The sequence below is a fragment of the Acidithiobacillus sp. genome, from assembly GCF_027322205.1.
Classification (GTDB): domain Bacteria; phylum Pseudomonadota; class Gammaproteobacteria; order Acidithiobacillales; family Acidithiobacillaceae; genus Acidithiobacillus.
Map to the genome: position 1 here is coordinate 24,717 of NZ_DAHVHY010000016.1, position 10,336 is coordinate 35,052.

Genomic DNA, 10,336 nt, shown 5'->3' on the forward strand with positions numbered 1-10,336 from the left:
CGCTTTAATGCGTCCCCAAAACTTCGGGAGGGACGCCTTTCCAATAGCAATCCCCATGCCATTTTTATAAGTAGTTATGTATCAATAAGTTACAAATAATTTCCCGAACCGTGACCTATGGCAATCTGTAAGGCATCCGCAACAACCATTGCGGCGAATCCATGATGGACCCCCATTAACCACTGCTGTCATTGCATTTGTCATGGCATTCCTGGCGTGGTACAGACTTGCTGCAGGAAAGATACATGTGGGGATGTTGCTCCCATCTCAGCAGAAAGGTGGGGGAGCGTTGGAAGAACGGTTATCCGGGAGGTTACGGGGCTGGCGGGCAGGAGAGGGCGTACTGTCGGGGTCTTATGGTTTAGGAAAGGGTGGACTATGTCCGTTGGCCTCACGAATCGCGCTGAGGAGGACCTGCTGGAAAAAACCCGCCGCATCCTCGGCGGCCGTCCAGTCCACCGCGCCCTCCGCTCGAAAAGCCTTGATCGTGGCCTCCAGCACACGATGATAGGCATGATGCGCAATATCAATAGTCGTGCCTGCCAATCCCAGTGCCGCAATGGCGGCCGTTATGGGGGAGGACAACGCATCCTGCAGCGGCAAACCGGTCAGCCACGGGGGATTTTTCACGGCCAATCCCTGGATCAGGCTGACATAAGCAAGGTGATGGGCAAAAATACCGAGGAGGCTGTAGAGCGAGTCTTCCCGTGGCGGGGGTGAACACCGCAGCCATTCGTGCAGGACATCGACAGGCATCGCCGGAGCAATGGCGTAGCCCTGTACCATGGGCACGTTGAGCACTTTCAGCGCATCGAGCACATCGGCTGTCTCACAGCCCTCCGCCACAAAGTCCACCCGCAGGCTGCGACTCAGATCGAGCAGGGTCTGAATAAAATGCAGACCATTGGGGTTGGCCTTCAGGGTGTGCACAAAGGTCTGGTCGAGTTTGATTTCATCAATGGGAAGGTCCTTGAGCCGCAAGAGCGAGGAGTAGGCACTGCCAATATCATCCAGGGCTACCCGCACACCAAGGGCCTTGATCTCGAGAATCCGCTCCCGCGCTTCGTCCATGGAAGGAAAATCGCTGCCCTCCAGGATCTCCAGAACGATGCGTGACGGGTCAATGCTGGCTGCTGTGGCCAGGATACCATCCAGACAGCTCAGGCAGATGCCGGAGATGAGCAATTCTGGCGTGACATTCACCGAAACCCACAGGGCATGGCCCGCCTTGTCCAGTTCGATCAGGTCCGTAATGGCCCGGGAAAGCATCAACTGGGTCAGCATGTGCTGGTCTTCGGGGTTGAACTGGGGTAGAAACTCCTTGGGCAGGAGGATAGCGCCTTCGCTGTTTTCCAGTCTGGCCAGCGCCTCTATGCCAACGATACGATGGGAGGCGAGATCCAGCACCGGCTGGTAAAACACCCGCAGACCACCAGCGCCCAGCAAGGAGCGCAGCGTCTTACCGGCTTTTCGACTTTGATCCAGGGCGTCATTGTAGTAGCTCCAATACTGATTTCGTTGCTCCTTGGCCGCTTTCGAAACATAGAGCGCCTGATCCGCATGGCGCAGGAGCAGGTCTGCATCGCAGTCGTCCAGGGGATATACGGTGAGTCCCAGGCTGCCACGCACCTGGATGGTGAGACCTTCGTCGAGGCTGAAAGGTAATTCAAGGGCTTCGCCTACCTTGGCGATGATTGTCTCCAGGTCACCCAGGTCGCGCAGGTCTTCCAGGATCAGCACAAACTCATCACCCCCCAGGCGTGCGGCAACGTCCGTATGGCGCAGGGCTTGTTTCAAGCGTTCGGCCAGAACCATGAGCAGGCGATCGCCCATGGCATGTCCATGGGTATCGTTAATAGCCTTGAAATCATCGAGATCGAGCATACCTACACCCAGCAATCGCTCATGGCGAAGTGCCCGCGCCATGGCATCGCCCAGGCGCCGGGCAAGGCCGAGTCGATTGGGCAGGCCCGTGAGACAATCGTGGTGGGCCTGCCAGGCATGAGACTCCCGTTCGGCGGCCAGTTGTTGACGGCTATGATATTCATCCAGGGCAATACGAATAGTACCCACCAGTTGATTCAGGAGATTTTGCAGCGCCGGACTAAAATAATCGGCCTCGGTGGACTCCACCATCAGTACGGCTACCGGCGTCGCCCCTCCTCCCGCAAAAATGGGCCATCCACCCAATGCCTGCACCTCCCGATTCAGGGATTCTCCCCAGCCTGCACGGATATCTTGATCTTCTTGCACGTCCTCAATCACCAGCGGTGTTGCCGCATGGTAAACCCGCGCGGCGGCCATGTGGCCATAGGGAAGGTGATCGGGGTTCAACGACACCTGGAGTTCTCGCAGGGCATCTTCGCGCCCCTTGGACCGCGCAACTACCGCCGCTTGCTGCAGCCATTCGCTAGCCGGCTTTACCCTCCACACCAACACCCCCAAGGCATCGGTGTATTCCATCAGCAATTGCGCCAGCCGCTGATAGAGTATCTCCGGTGCCGGTTGACGCAACATTTCCTGTTGCAGTATCTCCAGCGCCTTCTGGTAATGGTGTAAACGTGCAAGTTCCAGGGCCGTTTTCCGGCGATCCAAAAAAGCCCCAAGGTCTTTCGCCAAACGGGAAATCAGGCCTCTGATACCTTCCGGGAAGGTTTCGCCATCGCGTCGGTAAATGGAAACGATACCTCGGCCGCCTTCGCCGAAATAAAAGGGCGCTCCGGCAAAACCCTCAATGCCATGGGTAACAGCCAGATCCCGCCAGGGCGCCATGACCGGGTCGTCGCGATGGCAGATATAGGGCTGGCCCGAAAAGATGGCCTGTCCACTCGGACCATACCCTTCGGGCGTATCCGGATCTACAGATATGCGCATGTCACCAAAAACCTGTGTGGCAGGACCCGCAGCGGCGGCGATGGACAGCACTGATTGCCCATGGGAGGCGATGCCAATCCAGACCATGGGGGCATGCAGGATATTGGTCATTTGGGTGACCACCCGGGAAAAAATATCCTCAACGGAGGACTCTGATTGCGGATGCGTCAGCATCCGGTTTACCTGGGTAATGGCCAGGTAAAAAACCTCCCGGGAAGCCGCCAGTCGTGCCGCTGCCTGCTGAAAACCTTCCCCCAGCCAGAACATATCCAACTGCAGGCGTTTGCACAGGGCGTGCCAGAGCGACCGAGACCGTTCCGGTGTAAGGCCCAGCGCTTCCACTCCGGTCTCAAAATCCTCGGCGAGAAGACCATAACACAAGGTAATCGACTGAATGGGCAGGCCCATCTGTTGGTAGCCAGCGCCTGCATGCTGCAGAACAGTCCGTCGCTCAGCGTCATACTCTGCACACAGGAGCGCAGCATAATGACTTTCCATGAGCTCCCGAGCTTGGGTCGGAAACGCTTTACGCAGTAGCGGCCGCAAACTCTGCTCTTGTTGCAGGAGTGTTATCCAGCGCTCGGCAAATGCCCCCCGCCGCAGTGCGATGCAAGGGCCATAGCGCCGCAGCAAGGCCTCCTCGCCCGGAGTGGGTACGAGGAAGGTTGGCGGAGGATCTGATCCGGCATCAATGAGCGACATGTCCGGCCCTCCTTTCTCGCAGTATAGGGCAGCAGCGCCTACCCCCTGAGCGCCGTTCGCTCATCCCGACGCACTTTCCGCCGCCTGGTAGACATAAACCGGCGCCGCAGAACTACCCACCCGCTCACTGAAATCCGCCTTGATACGCAGAAACTGCCGCTGGTATTTGCCTTGTGTCAACATTTGCACATCTGCCTCAGGCCCAAGCGTATCATAGGTCATAAATACGCGTGATCCGCTGGTATTGGCGGAAATCAAACCCACATACTGCTGATCTCCCGGAACGTCCAGCCGATGATAAAAAACAGGTATCCAGCGTCGAACTTTATTGCCACGGAGTCCCTGGCCCATCAACCAGATCCGCAGACTTTCCAGAGGGGTGCGTACCCGCTCGGATAGCCCGAGAACGCGCCACTGCAAATCTGAGCCATGCAGAAATGACCCCAAACGGTCCCTGGTCGCATCGTCCCGCCAAAGGAAGCGGCAACCCACAGTGCGCATCTTGCCTGTTCCACCCTTATTTTCACCAACCACTTCCGCAGCAAAAGGAATTTCTACGTCAGGGAGCAGTAAGCGACCGCTAATTTTACCATGCACGGCGATCTCTTGCGCCAGGCGCGAATAAATACGAAATCCGGAAAGCGAAATGTCTTCGGCAATGGCCAGTTCGGTCAAGTCTAGCGGATCATCAATACGCACCACGATAGGCACAGGAAACCGGTATTCGCCGCGACGATGACGACGCACCATGGTCATAGTCACTACCAGAGCCGCCAGACCGATGTTCACACTGGCCCACAGCACGCCTGCCACCAAGGCACCCGTGGGGATCGTGTGATATCCGGAAAGTCCCCATAACCCAAAGGGAATGGCGACCGCATTCGCCCCAAGTATAGTATACTGGGGAACCATATAATGTTGTTCTCCATGGATAGCGCTGGCAGTCTTTGGTGTCACGATAAAAGTGATTTTTCTCCTGAACCAGCCCAGCGTGGACACCATAAGTGCCCAAAATCGCGTCATATTGAACTGCTCCGTCTGGAGCACGCGGCCATAGCCACGATTAATTTCCTCAAAGGCCCAGAACGTGAACACATAATAAGGGATGAAGTGCCACAGAAAGGTGGAACTGCCCATATCCACGATGGGTAACCACCCCAGGACCAATACCAGTACCGGTGCTGTATAGAATATCGCTTTCTGCCAACCATCGAAGTAGGTGATGGCTGATGCCAGGTAATTGATCCGCTGCGGTATCGTCAGGCCGCGAGCCAAGAGAATGCCCTCCTTGCGCCACACCTGCATGGCTCCCTGCCCCCAACGTGTGCGCTGCCGCAGATAAGGACCGATAGCCAGGGGCGCCAACCCATAGGCCAGGGATTCCGGGTGATAGACCGATGTATAGCCCTTCTTGTGTAAGCACAGGGAAGTATGAAGGTCCTCCGTGACCGTTCCCGTGGCGAAGCCACCAATGCTATCCAGCGCTGACCGACGGATCACCGCGCAGCTACCGCAAAAAAATGCCGCATTCCAGTAGTCCTTGCCACGTTGTATCACGCGAAAGAATAGCGACTGCTCCGACCAGATGCTCTGGTTTCTGGGGCTTTTGATATGCTGATACGAATCTAGATTATAGAAATCCTGTGGGGTCTGCACAAAAGCCACATTCTCGTCGCCAAAATATCCCAGCGTATGTGTTAAAAATTCCTTCGATGGAATATGATCTGCATCGAAAATGGCCAGAAAATCAGCTTCTACATGGCGCAGGGCATTATTCAATGAACCAGCCTTCGCATCGGTATTTTCCGGACGCGTGAGATAGTTGCAACCGAGCTCCTTGGCGAGGCGCCGCATCTGCGGGCGACGACCATCATCCAGCAACCAGGTCTGATGGGGATAATCCATGCGGATGGCACCCAGCAATGTTTGCCGCAGCATGGCTACCGGCTCATCGAGGGTGGGAATGAGTACCGCCACCTTTAACCCTGGGGGTGCGGGTGGAGATTGCCGTAGCGCTAGCCGCCACGTCATGAACAGATGGAGCATGATGGTAAAGAAGCTGAAAAGCTCCGCTCCGTACAGCAGAATGGAAAAAACCAGATGGTTATCATTCAAGACCCCCGCCCGCCATGGGAGATACCAGGCTGCGGCGAGAAGGAAGATAAATACAACGACTATTTTTTCCTTACCCAGGGACTCATAGGGCATATGCTTGGTCACAGGTCACCTCCATTGGTTTATTATTTCGTACTGATCGCGCTGCGTATTCCGGGGCATCGTGGGCATTGATTCCCAGCCTAATCTGCCCCAGTATCGGACCTGACCCCCAAATCACCACATTTGGCAGATGGGAGAAATTGTTGCACGCAGCAACTGAGGCGGATGAGCAGCAAGGCATAGGACTCCCCGTTCTTTTGCACACGGTGGATCGCCTAGACAATGCGCTGCTCCAGCGAAAATCTGCCTGCTGGATCATCAGGCACCAACTCCATATCGACCCCCTTGGTTCATGAAGATCCGGGAAGCGATAGCAGCGCCCGCCCTGCATCTATTTCTTGCTGTATACTTAAAAGCAAGGGTCATGCCGTGAAGCATAATGGCCCGTGGGTGCCATAATCCGGGTGACCCCGGCCACAAAGGAGGGATCCCATCTTCGGCTTCTGTAACGCAGTTGTAACAGCTTTTGCCGACTGCCCTTCGGAAACTGGCATTTACATCGGGTTCTTTGCCCCTTTTTGGGGGCGGTGCAAAATGTTTCAAGGGAGCAACAGTCAGTTGGAAGCGCACCCCGCCTGTAAACCCCTGAGCCAAGATAATAACCGGCCTATATGGCCCGAAATCGTATAGATGCGAAGCGAGGAAGCCTTGATGTCAACCATCCCAGTTGTCCAGCGCATGGATTTAGCTAGCAGCCCGTCGGTTTTAGCTTCGGGCTGCCGGCCATTGCTCATATTCAGCAGACTTCCCATCCCTGGCCTTTCTACCGTCCTGATGCGTAGCTTTGGTTGGGAGCCCTGCTGGGTCAGCACAGAACGAGATTGCCGAGTGGCAACAGCGGCACAGCCACACATATCTACCGCATTGGTCTATCCAGACGCTGAGGACAAATGGTTGCGACAGATGGAAGCGGCTTTTTCCCGATCCCCCCAGCACATCCAGATAGTCGCCATCGTGGATCATGACCGCATGCGAGACCCGCGCCTGCGGCGCTTCGTCGCCCAGTTCTGCTTCGACTATCACTCCCTACCCCTCAATTTATCGCGCCTCTTTTACAGCCTGGGCCACGCTTATGGTGTGGCGATCATCGGTGACGGGTGTGGTGACCTGCATCCGCTGGACACCATGGTGGGTGGCAGCAAAGCCATGCTGGCGTTATTTGGGCAGATTCGGAAAGTGGCTACCGTGGATGCGCCCGTACTCATTACGGGTGAAACGGGTACAGGTAAGGAGCTTACCGCGCTGGCCATTCATGAGCATTCAGCACGGGCGCACAAGCCCTTTGTGGCGATCAACTGCGGCTCCATTCCTGAACAACTCATTCAATCGGAACTGTTTGGCCATGAAAAAGGAGCTTTTACCGGCGCCCACGAGCGCAAGATCGGAAAAATTGAGGCTGCTGCGGGTGGCACCTTATTCCTTGATGAAATTGGCGACCTGCCCCTGACGATGCAGGTAAATCTCCTCCGCTTTCTCCAGGAACAATGTTTTGAACGCGTCGGGTCCACACAAAGCCTCCTGGCTGATGTACGCATCATCGCTGCCACCCATGTTGATCTGGAGGCAGCGGCGAAACAGGGACAGTTTCGGGAGGACCTATACTATCGCCTCAATGTGTTGCGCTTACAGGTGCCAGCACTGAGAGAGAGGGAAGGCGATGCGCCGCTCCTTGCCCATTATTTCCTCCAGCACTTCGCCCATGAAAAAAATCCCCACATCAAAGGGATCGGCCAAGTCGCGCTGGGCGCCATAAGCACCTATTCCTGGCCAGGCAATGTCCGTGAATTGATCAACCGCATGCGTCGGGCCATGGTGATGAGTGATCATGCGCACATCTCCATTGAAGATCTTGGCCTTCCTGAACAGGATCCGGTATTCTTGACGCGATTGGACCTGGCCCGGGAAAAGGCCGAGCGGGAAGCCATCATCGTCGCTATTCATGCCTCTGGAAAAAACCTTTCGGAGGCGGCACGCACCCTCGATATTGCCCGAGTCACCCTGTATCGACTTATGGACAAATACGCCATTGATGTCTGAATAATGGTTAGGCGCTGGTCACGCCGGCCTTGACCATTGGCTCTGTCATTCGGTTCACAAAAAATCAACCTGCACGAGTACGGAAATGAATGTGAACCAAAAGCTGGTTCGAGGCGGGGCAATGAACCATTGAAGCTATCTTCCCAACGCCCTTTCAATCTTCTTGTCCGTCTTGTACTGACTCAACGCATACACCGCCCAGATGGCCGCGGGCACCCAGCCGATCAGCGTGATCTGCAAAATCAGGCAAATAATCCCCGCAATCGGGCGACCAATAGTGAAAAACACCAGAAATGGCAGAAAAATAGCTAAAAACAGGCGCATGTGCTCCCCCTATAGGCCTTCTCTTGTCGCCTGTCCATACTACGACCGGCGCTGTCAGCGCTTCAAGCCCTTGCCGCACTTTTACCGGGCAAGCGTTGCCTTCTGCTAAACTCCGGGCCAGACCCCCCAGGGATGCGCCCGTGCCCGCCCTCACCTACAGGAGCTATAGTGACCGCTGCCAAACCAGATCGGACTCGAAGACTACGTGTGCTGCGCCGCTGGGCGCTGGGTTTGTTGCTGGGGGCGCTAGCGCTGTTTCTGGTGGCTGCGGCACACGACTTTGCCGGGCCTTGGGCCTGGGCAGGGGCCTTTGCGGAGGCGGCCATGGTGGGTGCTTTGGCGGACTGGTTTGCGGTGGTCGCACTCTTCCGGCATCCCCTGGGATTGCCCATTCCGCACACGGCGATCCTGCCGCGGAACAAGGCGCGTCTGGCGCGCCGTCTGGCGGAGTTTATCCGCGATCACTTTCTGGAGGCCGAGGCGATTGTGCGCCTGTTGCGACGCGCCGATCCGGCCACCTGGCTGGCGCAATGGCTGAGTGACACTGGGAACAGCGGACTGCTGGCCCGGCAGATGGCCGTTCTGCTCCAAAAGGCTCTGGCCCTCAGTGACGACCGCGAATTGCGCACCGCTCTGCGTACTGCGTTGGGGCGGCAACTGCAGGGCATCGACGGCGCGCGTTGGGTGGGGAGTATTCTGGCGTTGCTGACCGAAGATCACCGGCACCAGACACTGCTCGATGATGGCATTCAGCGCCTGCGCCGCTGGCTGGACGGTGAGGACACCCAAAGCCTGCTGGCGGATCAGATCGGGGCGATTCTCCAGCGCGCCTATCCGACCCTGTTCGCGTGGATGGGGGCGGTCATGGACCCCGCCACGCTGAGTGAGAATCTGGCTCGCAATCTGGTGAAGGCGGCGCATCAGTTGTTGCAGGAAATCGCGGATGACCCGGAGCATCCCCGCCGCCTGGCCTTTGATCGCTGGATGCAGGATGCCATCCTGCGTTTGCAGACGGATGCCGCCTTCCAGGCGCGGGTGCAGCGCTGGCAGAATGGTTTGATCGCCCATCCGGCGGTGCAGGCCTATGTGGATGGCCTGCTCCGCGATCTGCGCTCCTGGCTGGAGACCGACTTGCAGCGCCCGGATTCCCGACTGCAGAGGCAGATGCAGCGCCTGTCGCAGCAACTGGGCTTTTTCCTGGGCGAGCAGCCGGCATTGCGCGATGCGCTCAATGGCTACCTGGAGGACAGCGCCCGCCGTCTGGCACCGGCCCTGCGCGATGGTCTGGCTCAACACATCGAAGCGACGATACATGCCTGGCCGGATAAGGACATGGTCCGCCTTCTGGAGGAAGGGGTGGGTACGGATTTGCAGTACATTCGCGTTAACGGGACGCTGGTGGGCGGAATGATCGGTATTGCCATTCATGCCCTAGCTCTGGCGGTACCTCTGCTGATGTAGCCTCCCTCTTGGTCAGAGAGGCCCGGATCGGGATACTCCCTGCTGCGGTACGAGGAATAAATCCTGATTCGTATCCATGCGCACCCCGCTTGCGGCCAAAAGCTGGCGCGCTAACGGGCTTTTTACATCGTTGTCGGCGGTGAAATGCAGGGATATCCGCGCATGACCGGGTAGGGGGGGTATTACACCGGCCTCAGTGGGGACGCCCAGCCGGTGACACAATTGACGGGCCACCCCATCATTGCCATCGACAACAGCAATGTCGCGGCCCAGAACATCTCGTATTGGGTCGCCTATCCAACAGTAATGGGTACAGCCCAGGACGACGGCCCGTGTATCCTGTTGTTGCGCTGGTCGGACCTGCGCTTGCAGATAGCGGCTGGCGCGTTCGCGCCACTGTGCATCGTGTGTTTCGATGATTTCGGCGAGACCGGAGCAGGCGAGGGGGCGGACCCGCTCCGTGCCGCCTTCGAGACGACCCAACAGTTCTTGCAGTTTGACGCCGCTGACGGTAACGGCGGTGGCCAGGAGCAATATTTCGCCCCGCGGGTGATCTTCGAGCGCCTTCTTGATGGCGGGTTCGATGCCGATAATGGGTACGTCGGCGCGCTCCCGCAACGGCGCGACGGCGGCACTGGTCGCGGTATTGCAGGCGAGCACTACCGCATCTACGTCGGCGCTGATGAACCAGGCATAGGCTGCTTCCGTCCACCGCCGCACC

General features: G+C 57.4%; 6 protein-coding genes. 2 read left to right on the forward strand and 4 right to left on the reverse strand.

Annotated elements, in window-relative coordinates:
- Positions 1 to 354: 354 nt before the first annotated feature.
- Both M7F93_RS04290 and M7F93_RS04295 read right to left on the reverse strand, forming a co-directional pair.
- Positions 355 to 3,576, reverse strand: coding sequence for an EAL domain-containing protein (locus tag M7F93_RS04290; protein WP_298169623.1), 3,222 nt, complete (start codon positions 3,574 to 3,576; stop codon positions 355 to 357).
- A 60-nt stretch (positions 3,577 to 3,636) separates the two neighbouring features.
- Positions 3,637 to 5,796: a glycosyltransferase family 2 protein gene (locus M7F93_RS04295; protein WP_298169626.1), complete on the reverse strand. Its 2,160-nt coding sequence runs from the start codon at positions 5,794 to 5,796 to the stop codon at positions 3,637 to 3,639.
- Positions 5,797 to 6,567: 771 nt separating this feature from the next.
- Between M7F93_RS04295 and M7F93_RS04300 the strand changes: the two genes are divergently transcribed.
- Positions 6,568 to 7,830, forward strand: coding sequence for a sigma-54 dependent transcriptional regulator (locus tag M7F93_RS04300; RefSeq protein WP_298169629.1), 1,263 nt, complete (start codon positions 6,568 to 6,570; stop codon positions 7,828 to 7,830).
- Between the two features lie 135 nt (positions 7,831 to 7,965).
- Here M7F93_RS04300 and M7F93_RS04305 read toward each other — a convergent pair whose 3' ends face one another.
- A complete protein-coding gene (locus M7F93_RS04305) occupies positions 7,966 to 8,154 on the reverse strand; it encodes a YqaE/Pmp3 family membrane protein (protein ID WP_009569363.1) in 189 nt (62 codons plus the stop codon).
- Positions 8,155 to 8,322: 168 nt separating this feature from the next.
- Here M7F93_RS04305 and M7F93_RS04310 point away from each other — a divergent pair, with 168 nt between their 5' ends.
- A complete protein-coding gene (locus M7F93_RS04310; protein WP_298169634.1) occupies positions 8,323 to 9,615 on the forward strand; it encodes a DUF445 domain-containing protein in 1,293 nt (430 codons plus the stop codon).
- 12 nt (positions 9,616 to 9,627) lie between these two features.
- Here M7F93_RS04310 and M7F93_RS04315 read toward each other — a convergent pair.
- The coding region (locus M7F93_RS04315; protein ID WP_298169636.1) for a glutamate racemase at positions 9,628 to 10,336 on the reverse strand (709 nt) is incomplete at its 5' end.